This window comes from Nocardioides xinjiangensis (assembly GCF_017916385.1).
Lineage (GTDB): Bacteria > Actinomycetota > Actinomycetes > Propionibacteriales > Nocardioidaceae > Nocardioides > Nocardioides xinjiangensis.
In genome coordinates this window covers 734,342-753,166 of sequence record NZ_JAFMSW010000001.1, presented here as the reverse complement: position 1 = coordinate 753,166, position 18,825 = coordinate 734,342, and the positions used below count along the sequence as shown (strand labels likewise).

The following is an 18,825-nucleotide window of genomic DNA, read 5'->3' as shown; positions in this document are numbered from 1 at the left end:
CATGACTGCCACGACCCGCGGACCCTTCGACGTGTGGGCGCCCCGGCCAGAGCGGCTGCGGCTGGCCCTGGCGGGCGAGGTGGTCGAGATGACCCGCGGCGACGACGGCTGGTGGACGCCCACCGAGCCGGTGCCCGACCGCGACGCCGCCGTCGACTACGGCTACCTCGTCGACGACGACCCCGACCCGCGCCCCGACCCCCGCTCGCGCCGGCAGCCCGACGGCGTGCACGGCCTGTCGCGGCGCGACGTGACGACGTACGAGTGGGGCGACGCGGCCTGGACTGGACGCCAGCTCGCCGGCTCGGTGGTCTACGAGCTGCACGTCGGCACGTTCACGCCCGACGGCACGCTCGACTCGGCGATCGACCGGCTCGACCACCTCCTCGACATCGGCGTGGACCTCGTCGAGCTGATGCCGGTGAACGCCTTCAACGGCACCCACAACTGGGGCTACGACGGCGTCGGCTGGTTCGCGGTCCACGAGGGCTACGGCGGCCCCGACGCCTACAAGCGCTTCGTCGACGCCTGCCACGCCAAGGGGCTCGGCGTCGTCCAGGACGTGGTCTACAACCACCTCGGACCCTCGGGCAACTACCTCCCGCTGTTCGGGCCCTACCTCAAGGACGGGCGCAACACCTGGGGCGACATGGTCAACCTCGACGCCGAGGGGTCGGCCGAGGTGCGCCGCTACATCCTCGACAACATCCGCATGTGGTTCGAGGACTACCACGTCGACGCACTGCGGCTGGACGCCGTGCACGCGCTGGCCGACACCTCCGAGGTGCACCTGCTCGAGCAGATGGCGATCGAGACCGCGGCGCTGTCCGCGCACCTCGGGCGCCCGCTGACGCTGATTGCGGAGTCCGACCTCAACGACACGCTGCTCGTCCGCCCGCGCGAGGCGGGCGGCTACGGCCTCGACGCCCAGTGGAGCGACGACTTCCACCACGCCGTCCACGTCGCGCTGAGCCGGGAGACCACGGGCTACTACGCCGACTTCGAGCCGCTCGAGGCGCTGGCGAAGGTGTGCGAGAAGGGCTTCTTCCACGACGGGACGTACTCGTCGTTCCGCGAGCGCGACCACGGCAAGCCAGTGGACACCGAGCACATGCCGACGTGGCGCCTGGTCGTGGCCAACCAGAACCACGACCAGGTCGGCAACCGCGCCCGCGGCGACCGGCTCGCCGAGCACCTCGACGACGACCAGCTCGCCTGCGCCGCCCTGCTGACGCTGGCAGGGCCGTTCACCCCGATGCTGTTCATGGGGGAGGAGTGGGCGGCCTCGACGCCGTTCGCTTTCTTCACCTCCCACCCCGAGCCCGAGCTCGGCACGGCCACCGCCGAGGGGCGCATCGAGGAGTTCGCCAAGATGGGCTGGGACCCCGCCGACGTGCTCGACCCCCAGGACCCGGAGACCTTCCACCGCTCCCGGCTCGACTGGGACGAGCTCACCGAGGGCCGGCACGCCGTGGTCCTCGACTGCTACCGCCGGCTGGCGCGGCTGCGGCGCGAGCTGCCCCAGCTCACCGACCCGGCGTTCGGGTCGGTGTCGTGCACCGTCGACGGCCGCCTGTTCACCATGCGGCGCGGTGACCTTCTGGTGGTCGTCAACACCGGGGAGACCGAGGCCAGCGTCGCGGTCGACGCGAGCGAGGTGCTGTTCGAGACGCCGTCGGGCGTCGACGTGCGCGGCGACACGCTGACCGTGCCGCCGCACGCCGGCGCGCTGCTGCGCTGACCGGGCTCAGACGCCTTCCTGCACCTGGAAGATGCGGTCCGCGACGAGGCCGTGGGCCTCGCGGTGCACCGTGTTGGCGGCCTCCGCGGAGGGAGCCTCGACGAGGCAGAAGATCTGCCCCTTCTCCTCGTCGACCCAGTAGCGCTGGTAGCTCACGTCGTGGGCTCCCTGGGTGGCCAGGTCGGCCTGGTGCGCCTTGGCGACGTCGTCCATCGTGACTCCGTCGCCGAGCGAGTGGACGTCCATGTAGAGCGGCATCTCGGTGTTCCTTCCTCGTTGGTGTCGTGCTGACACCTCGAGTGGACGACACCCAGCCCCCCCGGCTCATCGGTAGTCACTACCCAGATGAGCCGTCGCCGCCACCCATCTCCAGCTCCCTGCGGCTACGGACGCCGACCTTGGCGAGGATCGAGGCCACGTGGTGCTCCGCCGTGCGCCTCGAGATCACCAGCGTCTCCGCGATCGCGGCGTCGCCCAGCCCGCGGACGACGAGCCGGAGCACCTCCTGCTCACGCGGCGTCAGCCCGTGGGGGTGTGCGCTCGCCCGCGTCGCCCGCGGCACCGCGGCCCCGAGCGCCTGCAGCATCGCGCGGGCACGAGCACCCGCCGCTGTCGCGCCGAGCCGGTCGAAGATGCGCACGGCGTCGGCGAGCAGCTCGGCCTCGCCGCTGCGCGCCAGCGCGAGCCCCTGCTCGAAGGGCGACTCCAGACGCTCCCAGCACGCCGCGGCCTCGGCCCAGCGACCCGCGCGCTCGAGGACGTACGGCGGCGACAGCGGGAGCCCGGCGTCCACGTCGGCGGGCAGCCAGGTCGCCACCTGGCCGCGGTGCCACGGGCAGTCCACGTCGCGCACGTGGGGCCACGCCTCCTCGGCGATGCGCTCCGCGGCCTCGCGGTCGCCGGCGATCCAGGCCGCCTCGCTGCGGGCAGCCGCCGTCGGTCCCACCCGCTGCGCCTCCTGCATGCCCTCCGACATCTCGACCGCGCGCGCGAACGACTCGCTCCCGTCGCCCGCGCCGGTGCGCACGTCGAGCAGCGCCGTCACCAGCAGCGGCTCCAGGTAGCCGACCGCGCTCGCGCCGCCACGCATCACCGCCGCGGCGTCGGCCCGCGCCTCGGCCTCCTCCCACCGGTCGAGGTGCAGCCGCGAGCGCAGGGCGAGCAGGTAGCTGGTCCAGGAGTCGAGGTCGCGGTCGGTGCAGTAGACGATGCCCTCCTCGAGCCAGCGGCGGGCATCGGCATGGCGCCGCTGGACCACAGCGGTGGAGCCGAGGTTGCAGTAGGCGCGGGCGGCGTGCTCCTGCAGGTTCGCCGAGCGGGCGCCGTCGAGCGACTCCTGCAGCATCTGCTGCCCGGCGTGGAGCTCACCGGCCGTGACCTCGATTGTGCCGAGGTTGTTGAGCGCGTGGACCCGCACCTCCTCGGAGCCGGTGCCCGGGGGCAGCGCGTCGAGGGCGGCGAGGGTGCGCCCGCCCCACTCGCGCGTGCTGGCGAGGTGCGTGGACAGCATGGAGAGCTGCGTGCGGTTGCTGAGTGCCATCGCCTCCTCGACCGTGCCGGTGCGGTCCAGCAGATCGACGGCCCGGGCGGCGTACGCCCGGGCCTCGTCGTTGCGGCCCGCGAACCAGTGCAGCCGCGACCCGCACCGCCAGGCGTCGCCCACCCGCACGGAGTCGCCGAGCTCGTCCCAGAGCGACCGCGCCAGGGCGACGGTCTCGATGGACTCCTCGATGCGGCTGGTCAGGTAGTACTCGTAGCCGAGGTCCCAGAGCAGCTGGGCCCGGTCGGCCGGGGGCAGGTCGCTCGCGTGCGCCAGCGCACGCTCGTACTGCCGCGACGCCTCGCGGTGCGCGCCGAGGGTGGCGGCGGCTGCTGCGGCGGCCCGCGCGTGCTCCAGCACGGCGGCCCGGTCCCCGGCCGCCTCGGCGTGGTGCGCGAGCCGCGCCGGATCGGCCCCGCGCCCGACCAGCGCCGCGAGCAGGCGCCGGTGCAGGTGCACCGCGCGGCCGGCGGGGACCTCGTCGACGACGGCGAGCCGCGCGAGCTCGTGCCGGAACAGCACGTCACCGCCGGATCGGCGCAGCAGGCCGCGGGCCAACGGCTCGTCGAGCGCGGCGAGCCCGGCGGGCAGGAGGTCGGCCACGAGGTCCGCCTCGGCCCGCGAGCCGGCGAGCGCCACCAGCTCGAGCGCGCGCTGTCCCGCCTCGTCGAGCCGCGCCACCCGCGCCAGCACGGCGTCGCGCACGGTGGGCGGGAGGCCGCCGGAGGCGGCCAGCGCCTCGGTGACGAAGAACGGGTTGCCGCCGGTGACCGCGTGCAGCTCGGCGGCGCCGACGACGGCGCCGTGCTCGGCCGCGAGCTTGGCCACGCCGTCGGAGGTGAGCGGCGACAGGTCGATGCGTCGGGTGCCGGTCGCCGACGCGGTGTCGCCGAGCAGCACCCGCAACCCGTCGCCGACGACGGTGTCCTCGGGCCGGTAGCTCACCACGACCAGCGCGCGGCAGCCGTGGATGCGGCGAGCGAGGTGGCGGACCAGGTCGAGCGTCGCCTCGTCGGCCCAGTGGGCGTCCTCGACGACGAGGAGGTACGGCGTGCCGTCCGGCGGGTCGCGCAGCGCCGCGAGCACGTTGGTGAAGACCTGCGACCGAGTGGCGTCCTCGGGCCACGTGCCGTCCGGCAGGTCGGGCAGCAGGTCGACCAGGGGCCCCAGCGGTGGTGGGGTCGCGGAGCCGTCGCACCAGCCGTAGCCCACGTGCGCGTCGGCGCGCGCCGCGAGCGCCTCGACGAAGGTGGTCTTGCCCACGCCGGCCTCGCCTCCGACGAAGACCAGGCGACCGTGGCCGGTCGCTGCCTCGTCGAGGTATCCGGTCGCGGCGCGCAGCTGCTCGTCGCGCTCGAGGAGCGCCATGCCCCGCATGCTAGACCCGCGACAACTTCTCCGGGTCCGCCCGCGTCTCCCTCGCGCAACGGCCCGCCCGGGCCGACCGAACGAGGGGAACTCACATGAACCGCACCACCGTGTGGACCGCAGTCGCCGGCATCGCCGCCGGCGCGTGCGCGCTCGGCGCGCCCGTCCACGCCGCGCCCGCCCAGGCCGACGCCTACACCGTCACCGCGTCGATCAACAAGACCGTGGCGATCGGCAAGGAGGACGTCCTCAAGGTGCGCGGCAGGGTCACGCCGAAGGCTGCCGGCCAGAAGGTGGTCCTGCAGCAGCGCGTGGACGGCAAGAGGAAGTGGAGGCCCAGCGGCACCGCGACCATCAAGCGCAACGGCACCTACAAGCTCCAGGACGACCCCTCGACTCCCGGCACCCGGGAGTACCGCGTCCTCAAGCCGGCCTCGAAGGGCATCGCCAAAGGCTTCAGCAAGACGCTCACCGTCGAGGTGTACAGCTGGCAGAGGCTGGTCGACCGCCAGCCCGTCGCGACCAACGTCAACGTCCCGACCGGTGTGAACATCGGTGCCGAGTTCTACGGCCACAGCATCGCGACCGCCACGCTCGGTGCCGCGTCCTCGATCGAGTACACGCTGGGCCGCAAGTGCACCGAGATGCGGGCGACTTACGCCCTCACCGACGAGTCCGTCACCGGCGCGACCGGAACCGTCAAGGTCACCGGCGACGGCGCGGTCCTCGTCGACCACGCCCTCGCGGTCGGCACCGTCTTCGCCGGCGAGACCGTCGACCTGACCGGCGTCTTCCGCCTCAGGATCGACGCCACCAGGAGCGAGACCCCGGCCGGCACGGTCGCGGTCGCCACCCCGGAGGTGCTCTGCACGCGCTGATCGCGCGGGCCGGGGTCGCACCGGCGCGGGCGTGATCCGGGATACAGGCTCCCGGATCCGCCCGCGTCGTCAACAGCCTGTTGATATCTTCACGTTGTCAACAGGTCGTCGTCGGGAAGCACACAGACATGGAACACCAGCGCCACGAGGAGCGCGGGCAGCGCGGTGTGACCCGGCGGTCGTTCAGCCGCGGCGTGGCCTGGAGCGTCCCGGCGATCTCGGTGGCCACCGCGGCGCCCGCGTTCGCGGCGAGCTTCACCCACACGTACACGACTCGCGGCTCGTACGCCGTGACGATCCCGGCCGGATACCGCTCGGTCCAGTTCGAAGTCGTCGGGGGCGGGGGCGGCGGTAGTGCTGCCTACTCGGGAGGCGACGGCGGACGCGTCACGGGCACCTTCACGCTGCCGACTAACGCGTCGGGAGTCACCCTCACTGTCATCGTCGGTGGAGGAGGCGGCGAGGGCACCGGCACGGCGGCCTCGGCCGGGGCGGGCGGCACCGGTTACGGCCGCGGCGGTGCCGGCGGTCGAGGTTCCGTCCTCGCGGCCGGTGGAGGCGGAGGAGGTACTGCGCTCCTACTCGGCGCCGCCCCGATCGTGGTGGCAGGCGGTGGTGGCGGAAAGGGCGGGCTTGGCGCCGACGGAACCCCGAGCTCGCAGGACGCCGGGACCGGCGGGTCATCGGTCGCCCCAGCAGGCAACGGCGGTGCCGCGGGGGCTAGCTACCCGTTCGGCGCGGTCGGCGCAGGTGGGGGCGGCGGAGCGGTGGGCTCTCCCGGGGGCCCCACCACGCCGGGGACAGGCGGAGCAGGGGGTGGTCTGCTGGTGGAGGGCGCCCCAGGTGCGTCGGGCGGCGTCAACGGTCAGGGTCTGAACGGCGGCGGCAATGGAGGGTCTGGGGTGCCACGAGGGCGGGTGGGCGCTGGGGGCGGCGGCGGTGGGTACGCCGGCGGCGGCGCCGGAGGCACCCGTACCAACTCGGTCCTCCTCGGCGGTCAGCTCGTCGCCAACGTCGATGCGGGAGGCGCCGGAGGTGCCGGGTCGAGCTACACGCGCGGCGCGACGGCCGCACCGGTGTCCAACGTCGCCGGCCCCGTCGCCGAGGGCAACGGCGGCAGGGGCGCCGGCACGGCCGGCCGAGGCGGCGACGGCCGGGTCGTCCTGCAGTTCTGACCTCCGCGCCCGACGCCGTACTGTTGCTCCTTGTGGCAGGCATCGACTTCGACGTAGAGATCAAGCAGCTCCAGGCGACCATGAAGACCATCGGCCAGGTCCTCGACCTCGACCGGATGCGCGCCGAGATCGCCGAGCTGGGGGAGCAGGTCGCCGCCCCGGACCTCTGGGACGACCAGGAGAACGCCACCCGCGTCACCGGCCGGCTCTCCGCCCTGCAGGGCGAGCTCGACCGCTACACCGGCCTGCAGACCCGCGTCGAGGACCTCGCGCTGATGGTCGAGATGGCGCAGGAGGAGGGCGACGCCGACACGCTCGCCGACTCCGAGGCCGAGCTGGGCCGCATCAAGAAGGCCGTCGAATCGCTCGAGATCCGCACCCTGCTGTCGGGGGAGTACGACGAGCGCGAGGCGATCGTGACGATCCGCTCGGGCGCCGGTGGCGTCGACGCCGCCGACTTCGCCGAGATGCTCATGCGGATGTACACGCGCTGGGCCGAGCAGCACAAGTACGGCGTCGAGGTCTACGACGTCTCTTACGCCGAGGAGGCGGGCATCAAGTCCGCCGAGTTCGCCATCCACGCGCCCTACGCCTACGGCACCCTCTCGGTCGAGGCCGGCACCCACCGCCTCGTGCGGATCAGCCCCTTCGACAACCAGGGCCGCCGCCAGACGTCGTTCGCGGCCGTCGAGGTGGTCCCCGTGCTCGAGCAGACCGACGAGATCGAGGTCGACGAGAACGACATCCGGGTCGACGTCTTCCGCTCCGGCGGCCCCGGCGGCCAGTCGGTCAACACCACCGACTCCGCGGTGCGGCTGACGCACATCCCCACCGGCATCGTCGTGTCGTGCCAGAACGAGAAGTCCCAGCTGCAGAACAAGGCGTCGGCCATGGTGGTGCTCAAGGCCAAGCTGCTCGCGCAGAAGAAGGCCGAGGAGGCCGCGCTCAAGAAGGACCTCAAGGGCGACGTCGCCGCCAGCTGGGGCGACCAGATGCGCAACTACGTCCTCAACCCGTACCAGATCGTCAAGGACCTGCGCACCGGTCACGAGTCCGGCAACCCCAGCGCGGTCTTCGACGGCGACCTCGACGACTTCATGGAGGCCGGCATCCGCTGGCGACGGGGCGCGGAGAAGGTCGACGCCTGACCCACGGTCGTCGAGGTGCCCGGCTGAGCGCAGCACGATCAGGCAGTCGGGTCGCTCCTGCTCGCCGGTCGAGCGTGGACGCGGCGGCACCCGGCTCGAACTGCCCGCACGGTGCCTGCGCCGGAGGGTCAGGCACCTCACATCCCGCGGCCGGACCGGGATTCGCCGATCACCTCCACCCCTCACGTAGCCTCGACGCCGTGATTCGCTTCGAGAAGGTCACCAAGACCTATCCCGGCCACCCCCACCCGGCGCTCGACAACGTCTCCGTCGACGTCGAGAAGGGGGAGTTCGTCTTCCTCGTGGGGTCCTCGGGGTCGGGCAAGTCGACCTTCCTGCGCCTCGTGCTGCGCGAGTACCGCCCCACGCAGGGCCGCGTCTACGTCGCCGGCAAGGAGATCAACCGGCTCGCCGGCTGGAAGGTGCCCCGGCTGCGCCGCGACATCGGCACCGTCTTCCAGGACTTCCGCCTGCTGCCCAACAAGACGGTGACGGAGAACGTCGCCTTCGCGCTCCAGGTCATCGGCAAGTCGCGCAAGGAGATCAAGGACGTCGTCCCCGAGACGCTCGAGCTCGTGGGCCTCAGCGGCAAGGGCGACCGGATGCCCGACGAGCTCTCCGGTGGCGAGCAGCAGCGCGTCGCGGTGGCGCGCGCGTTCGTCAACCGGCCGATGATCCTCATCGCCGACGAGCCCACCGGCAACCTCGACCCGACCACCTCGGTCGGCATCATGAAGCTCCTCGACCGCATCAACCGCACCGGTACGACGGTCGTGATGGCCACGCACGACGCCGGCATCGTCGACCAGATGCGCAAGCGCGTCATTGAGCTCGAGAACGGCCACGTCGTGCGCGACCAGGCGCAGGGCGTCTACGGCCACCAGAACTGATCCCGGCCGGCGGCCCCGACCGCCCCGACCCGGACCCGCACCCGAACGAATCGAGACCTCACCTCCATGCAGCTGCGCTACGTCTACTCCGAGCTCGGCCAGGGCCTGCGACGCAACCTCACGATGCACCTGGCGGTGATCCTCACCCTCGTCGTCTCGCTGACGCTGGTGGGCATCGGCCTGCTCTTCCAGCAGCAGGCCACGCGGGCTGCCGAGCACTTCGGCAACCAGCTGCAGATCACCGTCTACCTGTGCCGCCTCAACGACTCCAACCCGGTGTGCCCCAACCCGGTGACCGAGGCGCAGAAGGCCGAGATCGAGGCCGTCGTCGCGGAGAACCCCGAGGTCGCGGACTACCGCTTCGAGTCGGGCGAGGTCGCGCTCGAGAAGGCCAAGGAGCTCTACGGCGCGGAGCTGTTCTCCGGCGACAACCCGGCACTGACGGCCGAGGACATGCCGCAGACGATCTGGATCACGCTCGAGGACCCCGAGCAGTACGAGGGCATCAGCAGCGCGGTGCAGGGCCTCGACGGGGTCTCGCGGGTCCGCGACCTGCGCGAGCAGGTGGGACCGATCCTGACCACGATCACCAAGATGCGCACGTACGCGCTCGGCACCGCGGGGCTGCTGGTCCTGGCCGCGTTGCTGCTGGTGGCCAACACGATCCGCCTCGCCGCCTTCGCGCGCCGCAAGGAGATCGGCATCATGCGCCTCGTCGGCGCCTCCACGCTCTACATCGCGCTGCCGTTCCTCCTCGAGGCGCTGGTCACCGCGCTCGTCAGCGTGGCGCTCGCGGGAGGGGCGCTGGCGGCGTTCCTGCACTTCGCGATCGGCGACCTCGCGTCCAACCTGCGCTTCGTGCCGTGGATCGGCTGGGACGAGTTCTGGGTGGCCGCAGCGGCCGTCGGGATCCTCGGTCCGGTGCTGACCCTGCTCCCGACACTCGTGCTGACGCGCAAATACCTCAAAGTCTGAGTCGCGGAGGTTAGCGTCTAGCCGTCTCCCCGGTCGTGCCGACGGGGGAGGCGACCTTCCCCGCTTCCCCAACGCAAAGGCTCCCCGGTGCGTACCTTCCCCCGTGCCGCTCACCGCCGCATGGCCGCAGCCCTGGTCGTGGTCATGGCGCTGGGCGTGTCCGCAGCACATGCCGACGACCTCAAGGACAAGAAGGACGAGGTCCAGCGCCAGCTCAAGGGCGCGCACCAGGACCTCGACGAGTCCAGCGCCCAGCTGCGCAAGGCCGCCGCGCGTCTCGCGGCGGCGCAGGAACAGCTCGCCGTCGCGAAGACCCGGCTGGCGACCGCACGCGGCAAGGTCGAGGTGGCGCAGGAGCGCGACGCCGAGATGCAGGCCCAGCTCGTCGCCGCCGAGCAGGCGCTCGTCGAGGCGGAGGCCGCCCTCGCCCAGGGTCGGGTCGACCGCGACGCCCAACGCGAGAAGGTGGCCCGCACCGTCGCCGACATGTACTCCGAGGGCGACCCCGAGCTGCTGGCCTTCTCCTCGCTCCTCGACGCCGACTCGACCGAAGAGCTCACCCGGCGCGAGGGCGTGCGCGACGTCGTCGTCGGGCAGGAGGCCCGCGAGTACGACGAGCTGAAGGCCTCGGAGGTGCTCCTGCAGGTGCGGGAGGACCAGGTCACCGAGGCCCGGGACGCCGTGGCCGCGAAGCGCGCTGCCGCCGCGGAGCACCTCACGCTGATGCAGCAGCTCGAGGCCGAGCAGCAGGCGGCCAAGGACTCCGTGGTCTCCCTCGTCGTCGAGCGCCGCGACGCCCGCGCCGGCGCTCGCGACGCCCGGGCGAAGGACCTCGCCAAGCTCCGCAAGCTCGAGAGGGAGCAGCAGCAGATCGAGGAGATGCTCCGCAAGCGCGCGCTGGCGGCGCTCCGCCGGCAGCGGGCCCAGGCGCGCGGCGGCGCGGCGAGCGGCCCGTCCACCGGCGTGCTCGCCTCCCCGGTCGACGGCTACGTCACGTCCCCGTTCGGCTACCGCACCCACCCCATCTACCACTACTGGGGCCTGCACGACGGTGTCGACTTCGGTGGCGGGTGCGGCACCCCGCTCCGCGCCGCGGCGTCCGGCAGGGTCGTGTCGTCGTACTACAGCGGCGTCTACGGCAACCGGCTCGTCATCGACCACGGCCTGCTGGCCGGCCGCGGCCTCGCGACGATCTACAACCACGCCAGCAGCTACAACGTGGGCGTCGGCGACCGCGTCGCCGAGGGGCAGGTCATCGGCTTCGAGGGCAGCACGGGCTGGAGCACCGGCTGCCACCTGCACTTCACGGTCATGGCCAACGGCACCGCGGTCGACCCGATGAACTTCCTCTGACCACCCGGCACCGCCCGAAACCGCCGTGCGGGTCGCTGGGCCTGCCTGAGAGGATGGCCCGATGGCGAAGGAACAGGGCCAGAAGATGGTCGCGCAGAACAAGAAGGCGCGCCACGACTACCACATCGAGGACACCTGGGAGGCCGGGCTGGTCCTCATGGGCACCGAGGTGAAGTCGCTGCGCCAGGGTCGCGCCTCGCTGGTCGACGGCTTCGCGGAGATCGACAACGGCGAGGCGTGGCTCCTCGGCGTGCACATCCCGGAGTACAGCCAGGGCACCTGGACCAACCACTCGGCCCGCCGGCGCCGCAAGCTGCTGCTGAACCGCTCGGAGATCGACAAGATCGAGCGCAAGATCACCGACAAGGGCTACACGATCGTGCCGCTCTCGCTCTACTTCAAGGACGGCCGAGCCAAGGTCGAGATCGCCCTGGCCAAGGGCAAGAAGGCCTACGACAAGCGGCACACGCTCGCCGAGCGGCAGGCCGACCGCGAGAAGGTCGAGGCCGTCCAGCGTCGCCTCAAGGGCCACCGGGACTGATCACGGCGGACGCCGCCGTGCTCCTCCTCCCGCTCGCCGTCCCGGCGTCGCGCTGACCGCGGCCGGCTCGTCGAGCCCCTCCGCGGGAGCGCCGCCCCGCGAGGGCCCTCCGGACGCGCCCGGCGGAGCCTGCGGTCCCGTCCGGCACTGACGACCCACGGGCCGCGCGGCGGCGCGTGCTCGCACCCCGCGCGCTCGGCGCCCCGCGCTCCGCGAGGCGTTAGCCGCGAGGCGCGGGGTGCGCTGGACCAGTGCCAGCACTGTTTGACAGCGATAAGTAAGTGCGCTGAACTAACTAATGTGACGAAGCACACACCGGTGGGCCGCCCACTGCGACCGCGGGGCAAGCTCCTGCAGGAGGACGCCCGCCGGCACCACCGTGCGCTGCTGCTGCAGCAGCTCTTCCGCGACGGCCCCGCCAGCCGCGCTGACCTCGCCCGGGCCAGCGGGCTGACCCGCGTCACGGTCTCCGACCTGGTGGGCGAGATGCTCGCCGACGGGCTCGTCACCGAGCTCGGCGCCCCGGCGGAGAGCCGGGTCGGGAAGCCGCCCACGCTCGTCGGGCTCGCAGTCGACTCCCACCACATCATCGGGCTCGACCTGTCGGAGACCGACCGGATGTCCGGTGCCGTGGTCAACCTCGCCGGCAGCGTCCAGGCGCGCCACGAGGTGCACGTGGACGGCGCGCAGGGGGAGGAGGCGGTCGAGCTGGTGCAGCGCCTGGTCTCCGAGCTGAGGGCGATGGCCGAGAGGCCGGTGCTCGGCATCGGGGTCGGGAGCCCCGGCGTCGTCGACACCGCCGGCACCGTCATCGACGCCCCCAACCTGGCGTGGACCGACACGCCGCTCGCGGCCCGGCTCGCGGAGGCCTTCGACCTTCCCGTCCTCGTCGCCAACGACGCCAACACCGCCGTCCTCGGGGAGCACACCTTCGGCGAGTCCGGCGACGGCGGCCTGATGGTCCTGCGGGTCGGCACCGGTGTCGGCGCCGGCTTCGTGCTCGGCGGCTCCCTGCTGCACGGCCACCTCGGCGCCGCGGGCGAGATCGGGCACGTCGCCGTCGACCCCGACGGGCAGCGCTGCGCCTGCTCGCGCACCGGGTGCCTCGAGACGATCCTGTCCGCGCCGCGCCTGCGGCGCCGGGTCGCCGCACCCGGCGCCGACGGGCCGGCCGAGCTCGCCGCCGTGGGCACCCGGCTCGGTGAGGTGCTGGCGCCGATCGTCGCCGCGCTCAACCTGCACGAGATCGTGCTGAGCGGCCCCGCGGAGCTGCTCGACGGCCCGCTGCTCGACGCAGCCGACCGCACCATCCGCGAGCGGACGATGCCCATCAGCTCCACGGGCCTGGCGGTCCGCACCTCCAAGCTCGGCGAGGACGTCGTGGTCGTGGGAGCGGCCGTACTCGTGCTTGCCGGAGAACTGGGCGTCTCGTGAGCGACCCGGCCAGCAACCCCCACCCCTATCGCCACCAGCGGTACATCATCGAGAGGAACACTGTGGTGCGCATCAGGAAGTCCTTGACAGGTGCGGCGGTCGCCGCGCTCGCGCTGACCACGCTCGCCGCGTGCGGCGGCGACGACGGCGGTTCGTCGGGCGAGGACGGCGGCCCCGAGTCGGCCGACATTCGCGTCTGGCTCAACGGCACCGACACCCCGCAGGAGGCCCGCGACTGGTTGAAGGAGACCTTCGAGGAGGAGAACCCCGGCTCCACGCTGACCATCGAGCAGCAGGAGTGGGACGGCCTGGTGGAGAAGCTCACCACCGCGCTGTCCAGCGAGTCCGAGACGCCCGACGTCGTCGAGATCGGCAACACCCAGGCCCCGACCTTCACCTCGGCCGGCGCGTTCACCGACCTCACCGACCAGCTCGACGACCTCGGCGGCGACGACCTGCTCCCCGGCTTCGTCGAGGGGGCCACCGTCGACGGCAAGACGTACGCCGTGCCCTACTACGCGGGCTCGAAGTACATCTTCTACCGCAAGGACCTGCTCCAGAAGGCCGGCCTCGAGGTGCCGACGACGATGGAGGAGTTCGTCGACACCGCGATCGCCCTGAAGGAGGCCAACCCCAAGCCGGCCACCTTCTCCGGCTTCTGGTTCCCCGGCCAGGACTGGCGCAACGGTGCGACGTTCATCTGGGACGCCGGCGGCGACCTGGCCACCGAGGACGGCGGCCAGTGGGAACCGGCCCTCAGCTCGGCCGAGTCCGTCGCCGGCCTGGAGACCGCCCAGCGGCTCTTCATGGAGGCCTCGGGTGCACCCAAGGACGGCAACGAGGCCGACCCGTGGACGCCGTTCTGCGCCGGTGAGGTCGGCATGATGTCGACACCCGGCTGGGTCAAGGGCCTCATCGAGGACCCCGAGACCGGCTGCCCGGACACGTTCGCCAAGCAGATGGGCGTCTTCGCCCTCCCGGGGAGCGACGGCGAGCCCGCCCCGGTGCTGCTCGGCGGCTCGGACATCGCCATCGCGGCGAAGTCGCCCAACCAGGACCTCGCCCAGGAGGCGGTCGCCCTGATGCTCAGCGACGAGTACCAGACGATCCTGGCCGAGGCCGGCCTGACGCCGGCCAAGGACTCGCTGGCCTCGCTGCTCGGGGACGACGAGTACGCCGCCGCCACGATCGAGGCCGCGTCCAACGCCAAGCTCACGCCGGCCGCGCCGGGCTGGGCCAACGTGGAGGGCTCCCGCGTCCTCGAGGACCTCTTCAGCGCGATCGCCCAGGGCGGCGACGTGGCCGAGCTCGCCGCCGAGGCCGACGAGCAGATGAGCGGCCAGCTGAACGGCTGAGCCACCGATCGGCTCGGCGGGGGCGGCACCGGTCGCCGCCCCCCGCCGAGGCCTGCCCGGCCCGGCCGACGGAGAACTCAGCAGCACCGACGCCAGGACCGACGCGAGGACCGATGGGAGGACCGATGGCAGGACGGACCGCAGGAGCCGTGACAGGTCCCGCGGCAGCCACGGCGGCACACTCGGTGGCAGGCTCCGTGGGACGGACACCGGGACGAGCACCGCGACCCACGACGGGAGGCGCGATGGGACGAGGGACGGGCGGCCGGACCCCGCGCCCGCGTGCCAGCGCGCTGCCCTACCTGCTCGTCACCCCGGCCGTCCTGGCCCTCTGCCTCGCCCTGGGCTACCCGCTCGTGCGCCAGCTGGTGCTCTCCTTCCAGGAGTTCGGCCTGGCGCAGCAGTTCGGCCGGCCGCCGGAGTGGGTCGGCCTCGCCAACTACCGCGAGCTGCTCACCGACGGCTACCTGTGGCGGGTGACCGCCCGCACCGTGGTGTTCTGCCTGGTCAACGCCGTCGTCACCATGCTGATTAGCGTCGGCCTCGCGCTCGTCATGCGCGCCATGTCCACCCCCGTCCGCCTCCTCACCCAGACCGGCCTGCTGCTCGCCTGGGCGATGCCGGTGGTCGCGTCGCTGACCGTGTGGCAGTGGCTCTTCGACACCCAGTACGGCGTCGTGAACCACGTGCTGACAGCCCTGGGAGGCGACTTCGAGGGCCACGGCTGGCTGCTGCACCCGTTGTCGTTCTTCTTCGTGGCCACCGTCGTCGTGGTGTGGATGAGCGTGCCGTTCGTGGCGTTCACCGTGTACGCCGCGCTCACCCAGCTGTCCGAGGAGCTCGTCGAGGCCGCCGAGATCGACGGCGCCTCGCCCGCCCAGCGGCTGCGGCACGTGGTCCTGCCGAGCATCCGGCCCGTGCTGCTCGTCGTCGGGCTGCTGCAGATCATCTGGGACCTGCGCGTGTTCACGCAGATCTTCATCCTGCAGGAGGCCGGCGGCAGCGCCAGCGCCACCAACCTGCTCGGCACCTACATCTACCGGCTCGGCATCGGCGGCGGCGACTTCGGCACCTCCGCGGCGGTCGCGGTGTTCATGCTCGCGCTCACCGTGGTGCTCACCGCCCCGTACGTCCGCGCCATGCTGCGCCAGGAGAGGAGCGCCGCCTGATGGCCCGTCCGACCCCCCGCCCGACGAGGTGGCTCGCCAACGGCGTCGGCCTGGTCGCCTTCGTCCTCGCTGTCTTCCCGGTCTACTGGATGGTCAACAGCTCCTTCCTCGACCGCAACGAGATCCGCAACCGGGTGCCCACCTGGGTGCCGTTCGGCGGCGACCTCGACAACTTCCGCACGGTCTTCGACGGAGGCCAGTTCGTCGCCGCCCTGAGGACGAGCCTGATGGTGACCGGCCTGACGCTCGTCGTGGCGCTCGGCTTCGCGTTCGTGGCGGCGGTCGCGGTCTCGAGGTTCCGCTTCCGCGGCCGGATGTCCTTCATCGTCACCCTGCTCGTCATCCAGATGATCCCGGCCGAGGGCCTGTTCATCTCCCAGTACAAGATGCTGGAGACGATGGAGCTGCTCAACACCGTCGCCGGCCTCACCATCGTCTACGTCGCCGGCGTGCTGCCCTTCACGATCTGGACGCTGCGCGGCTTCGTCGAGGGCGTCCCCTACGAGCTGGAGGAGGCCGCGATGATGGACGGCTGCACCCGCGTCCAGGCGTTCTTCCGCGTCACCTTCCCGCTGCTCGCGCCGGGGCTGGTCGCGACGGGCGTCTTCGGGTTCATCCAGGCCTGGAACGAGTTCACCCTGGCGCTGGTGGTGATGACCCGCGAGGACCAGCGCACACTGCCGCTCTGGCTCTCCACCTTCACCGACGTCAACCGCGGCACCGACTGGGGCGGCATCATGGCCGGCTCCACCCTGATCGCGGTGCCCGTCATCATCTTCTTCCTCGTCGTCCAGGGCCGCATGGCCAGCGGCCTCACCGCCGGGGCGGTGAAGGGATGACCTCGGCCCAGCCGCCCGCCGGTGCCGTGCGCGCATACGGACGACGCGAGGAGCCCGACTCGGCCGGGGACCCGGCGGACGAGGTGCGCTCGCTCGCGCTCCGGGTGCTGCTGCCGGGCTTCGAGGGCACGACGCTCCCCGCCGACTACCGCGAGCTGCTGGAGCAGGGTCTCGGTGGCATCTGCTACTTCGGCAGCAACACCGCCGACGGCCCCGCCGCGTTGGCGGCGCTGAGCGCCGCGATCCGCGCGGCCAACCCGGTGGCGGTGATCGCCGTCGACGAGGAGGGCGGCGACGTCAGCCGTCTCCACACGCGCGAGCCGAGCCCGGTCCTGGGCGCGGCGGCGCTCGGCGGCGCCGGCGACCTCGGCCTCACCGAGGCCGTTGGGCGCTGGGTGGGCCACGAGCTCGCCGCAGTCGGCGTGAACCTCGACCTCGCGCCGGACGCCGACGTCAACAGCGACCCCGACAACCCCGTCATCGGCACGCGGAGCTTCGGCGCAGACCCCGAGCAGGTCGCCGCCCACGCGGCGGCCTGGACCCGCGGCCTGCAGTCGACGGGGGTCGCGGCCTGCGCCAAGCACTTCCCCGGCCACGGCGACACCGCGACCGACAGCCACCTCGCGCTGCCGCGCATCGACGTCGACGCCGACACCCTCGCGCGGCGCGAGCTGGTGCCCTTCGACGCCGTGGTCGAGGCCGGCGTCGCTGCGGTGATGACCTCGCACATCGTCGTCGCGGCGCTCGACCGCGAGCGGCCCGCCACCCTCAGCCCGGTGGTGCTGAGCATGCTGCGCGAGGTCCTCGACTTCGACGGCGTCATCGTCAGCGACGCGCTCGACATGGCGGGGGCCTCGGCCGAGCTGGGCATCGCGGAGGCGTCCGTGCAGGCCCTCGCCGCCGGCTGCGACCTGCTCTGCATCGGTCCGGACAAGCCGGCCTCGCTCGTCATCGAGGTCCGCGACGCGGTCGTCGCAGCCGTGGGGCAGGGACGACTCGGGCGCGATCGCCTCGAGGACGCAGCCGCCCGCGTCGCCGCCGTCGGCGTGCGGGCGCCCGGGTCGACCCCGGAGCCGCCGGACGCCCCGCGCCAGGCCGTCGCCGCGCGGTCGGCCCTGCAGGTCGACGGCGACCTGCCCGACCTCGCCGGCGCCTCGGTGCTGAGCGTCGAGACCGTCGCGAACATCGCTGTGGGCGACGTGGCGTGGGGGATCGCGCCGGACCACCGGCTGGACCCGCAGGCGCTCGACGACGGCCTGCCCGACGGCGTACCTGCGCACGCGCCGCTCGTCGTGCAGGTCCGCGACGCGCACCGGCGGCCCGAGGTGCTGGCCTTCCTGCGCTCGCTGGCCCGCTCGGGCAGGCCCGCGGTGGTCGTGGAGTGGGGCTGGCCGGCGACGTACGACGTCGGGCTTGCGAGGATCTGCACCCGTGGCTCGTCCGCTCCGGGCGTCGCCGCGGTGGTCGAGCGGTTGCGAGAGGCGGGATGGACGCGGTGAGTGCCGCACGGGCGGACGCGCGGACGATCGGGCTCGACATCGGCGGCACCAAGACCGACGGCGTCGTGGTCGGCGCGGACGGCGCGGTGCTGGCCCAGGTGCGCTCGTCGACCGGCTCCGGCGCCGAAGGCGTGCTCGCCACCGCCGAGCAGGTCTTCGCCGAGCTCGGCCGCGAGCTGGGCGAGCCGCTGCGCTGCCCGGTCGGCGTCGGCGTGCCGGGGCTGGTCGACGTGGGCCGCGGGATGCTGCGGCACGCGGTCAACCTGGGCGTCGACGGCGACGACCTGCCGCTGCGCGACCTGCTGCAGCAGCGGCTCGGCGTCCCGGTCGTGCTGGAGAACGACGTCAACGCCGCGGCGCTGGCCGCCTGCGCGCTGGTCGCCGCGGACGACGTGGTCTACCTGAGCGTCGGCACCGGTCTGGCGGCCGGCCTGGTCGTCGACGGCCGGCTCCGGCGCGGTGAGCACGGTGCCGCCGGCGAGATCGGCCACCTGCCGGTCGACCCGGCCGGTGCGGCCTGTGGCTGCGGCCAGACCGGATGCCTGGAGACCGTCGCGTCCGGACGCGCCCTGGCGCGGGCCTGGCCGACGCCGGACGGGCCACCCGCCGCCGCCCTGTTCGCCGCCGCGGCAGGCGGCGACGTCCACGCCGTCGAGGTGCGCGACCACTTCTGCTGGGGCGTGGCGAGCGCGGTCCGCGCCCTCGGCCTCGCCATCGATCCCCAGTGCATCGTCCTGGGCGGCGGTGTCAGCGAGGTCGGCGAGCCGCTGCGGGTGGAGGTGGTGCGGCAGCTGCGCGCTTTGGGGGAGGGGTCGCCGTTCCTCGCCTCGCTGGGGCTGGCCGACCGAGTGAGCATGGTCCCCCAGCACTACCCGGTCGCCGCGGTCGGCGCCGCCTTGGTGGCCGCCCGATAGGTTGAC

The 18,825-nt window shown here is 72.9% G+C and carries 16 protein-coding genes; 14 read left to right on the top strand and 2 right to left on the bottom strand.

The features are described 5' to 3' along the window. Window position 1 precedes the first annotated feature (1 nt). Entirely contained in the window at window positions 2-1,741 is a 1,740-nt protein-coding gene (treZ, locus tag J3P32_RS03650) for a malto-oligosyltrehalose trehalohydrolase (protein ID WP_210438489.1), read from the top strand. A 6-nt stretch (window positions 1,742-1,747) separates the two neighbouring features. On the opposite strand, the gene J3P32_RS03645 is transcribed toward treZ, so the two are convergent. Continuing rightward, the gene (locus tag J3P32_RS03645; RefSeq protein ID WP_210438488.1) at window positions 1,748-1,999 is read right to left on the bottom strand and encodes a DUF4242 domain-containing protein; all 252 of its coding nucleotides are present in this window, start codon (window positions 1,997-1,999) and stop codon (window positions 1,748-1,750) included. Window positions 2,000-2,078: 79 nt separating this feature from the next. Further along, a complete protein-coding gene (locus J3P32_RS03640) occupies window positions 2,079-4,649 on the bottom strand; it encodes an ATP-binding protein (protein WP_210438487.1) in 2,571 nt (856 codons plus the stop codon). A 95-nt stretch (window positions 4,650-4,744) separates the two neighbouring features. Between J3P32_RS03640 and J3P32_RS03635 the strand changes: the two genes are divergently transcribed. The 13 genes from J3P32_RS03635 (at window position 4,745) to J3P32_RS03575 (ending at window position 18,819) form a co-directional block, all read left to right on the top strand. After that, on the top strand, window positions 4,745-5,527 hold the full coding sequence (locus J3P32_RS03635) for an NPCBM/NEW2 domain-containing protein (RefSeq protein ID WP_210438486.1): 783 nt from the start codon (window positions 4,745-4,747) through the stop codon (window positions 5,525-5,527). Between the two features lie 917 nt (window positions 5,528-6,444). Further along, window positions 6,445-6,702: a hypothetical protein gene (locus J3P32_RS03630; RefSeq protein WP_210438485.1), complete on the top strand. Its 258-nt coding sequence runs from the start codon at window positions 6,445-6,447 to the stop codon at window positions 6,700-6,702. Window positions 6,703-6,734: 32 nt separating this feature from the next. Further along, window positions 6,735-7,850, top strand: a complete 1,116-nt coding sequence (gene prfB, locus J3P32_RS03625; protein ID WP_210438484.1) for a peptide chain release factor 2 — start codon at window positions 6,735-6,737, stop codon at window positions 7,848-7,850. A 200-nt stretch (window positions 7,851-8,050) separates the two neighbouring features. Then, window positions 8,051-8,740 (top strand): cell division ATP-binding protein FtsE, encoded by a 690-nt coding sequence (gene ftsE, locus J3P32_RS03620; protein WP_210438483.1) that lies wholly within the window; start codon window positions 8,051-8,053, stop codon window positions 8,738-8,740. A gap of 66 nt (window positions 8,741-8,806) precedes the next feature. Continuing rightward, on the top strand, window positions 8,807-9,715 hold the full coding sequence (gene ftsX, locus J3P32_RS03615; RefSeq protein ID WP_210438482.1) for a permease-like cell division protein FtsX: 909 nt from the start codon (window positions 8,807-8,809) through the stop codon (window positions 9,713-9,715). Window positions 9,716-9,802: 87 nt separating this feature from the next. Then, window positions 9,803-11,068 carry a M23 family metallopeptidase gene (locus J3P32_RS18375; RefSeq protein WP_210438481.1) on the top strand — a complete coding sequence of 422 codons (1,266 nt, stop codon included), beginning with the start codon at window positions 9,803-9,805 and terminating at the stop codon, window positions 11,066-11,068. A 61-nt stretch (window positions 11,069-11,129) separates the two neighbouring features. Then, the gene (gene smpB, locus J3P32_RS03605; protein WP_210438480.1) at window positions 11,130-11,609 is read left to right on the top strand and encodes an SsrA-binding protein SmpB; all 480 of its coding nucleotides are present in this window, start codon (window positions 11,130-11,132) and stop codon (window positions 11,607-11,609) included. Between the two features lie 300 nt (window positions 11,610-11,909). After that, window positions 11,910-13,043, top strand: a complete 1,134-nt coding sequence (locus J3P32_RS03600) for an ROK family transcriptional regulator (protein ID WP_210438479.1) — start codon at window positions 11,910-11,912, stop codon at window positions 13,041-13,043. A 65-nt stretch (window positions 13,044-13,108) separates the two neighbouring features. Further along, window positions 13,109-14,398 (top strand): extracellular solute-binding protein, encoded by a 1,290-nt coding sequence (locus tag J3P32_RS03595; RefSeq protein WP_210438478.1) that lies wholly within the window; start codon window positions 13,109-13,111, stop codon window positions 14,396-14,398. Between the two features lie 245 nt (window positions 14,399-14,643). Then, window positions 14,644-15,567, top strand: coding sequence for a carbohydrate ABC transporter permease (locus J3P32_RS03590; protein WP_210438477.1), 924 nt, complete (start codon window positions 14,644-14,646; stop codon window positions 15,565-15,567). Then, on the top strand, window positions 15,567-16,406 hold the full coding sequence (locus J3P32_RS03585) for a carbohydrate ABC transporter permease (protein ID WP_210438476.1): 840 nt from the start codon (window positions 15,567-15,569) through the stop codon (window positions 16,404-16,406). Before J3P32_RS03590 ends, J3P32_RS03585 begins: the two co-directional genes overlap by 1 nt. Next, a complete protein-coding gene (locus J3P32_RS03580) occupies window positions 16,403-17,905 on the top strand; it encodes a glycoside hydrolase family 3 N-terminal domain-containing protein (protein WP_210438475.1) in 1,503 nt (500 codons plus the stop codon). The genes J3P32_RS03585 and J3P32_RS03580 overlap by 4 nt, the downstream gene beginning before the upstream one ends. Further along, entirely contained in the window at window positions 17,902-18,819 is a 918-nt protein-coding gene (locus J3P32_RS03575) for an ROK family protein (RefSeq protein WP_374222505.1), read from the top strand. Before J3P32_RS03580 ends, J3P32_RS03575 begins: the two co-directional genes overlap by 4 nt. Window positions 18,820-18,825 lie beyond the last annotated feature (6 nt).

Coding starts and splice junctions, on each gene's coding strand:
- treZ (WP_210438489.1), top strand. CDS start 2: ATGACTGCCACGACCCGCGGACCCTTCGACGTGTGGGCGCCCCGGCCA.
- J3P32_RS03645 (WP_210438488.1), bottom strand. CDS start 1,999: ATGCCGCTCTACATGGACGTCCACTCGCTCGGCGACGGAGTCACGATG.
- J3P32_RS03640 (WP_210438487.1), bottom strand. CDS start 4,649: ATGGCGCTCCTCGAGCGCGACGAGCAGCTGCGCGCCGCGACCGGATAC.
- J3P32_RS03635 (WP_210438486.1), top strand. CDS start 4,745: ATGAACCGCACCACCGTGTGGACCGCAGTCGCCGGCATCGCCGCCGGC.
- ftsX (WP_210438482.1), top strand. CDS start 8,807: ATGCAGCTGCGCTACGTCTACTCCGAGCTCGGCCAGGGCCTGCGACGC.
- smpB (WP_210438480.1), top strand. CDS start 11,130: ATGGCGAAGGAACAGGGCCAGAAGATGGTCGCGCAGAACAAGAAGGCG.
- J3P32_RS03590 (WP_210438477.1), top strand. CDS start 14,644: ATGGGACGAGGGACGGGCGGCCGGACCCCGCGCCCGCGTGCCAGCGCG.
- J3P32_RS03585 (WP_210438476.1), top strand. CDS start 15,567: ATGGCCCGTCCGACCCCCCGCCCGACGAGGTGGCTCGCCAACGGCGTC.
- J3P32_RS03580 (WP_210438475.1), top strand. CDS start 16,403: ATGACCTCGGCCCAGCCGCCCGCCGGTGCCGTGCGCGCATACGGACGA.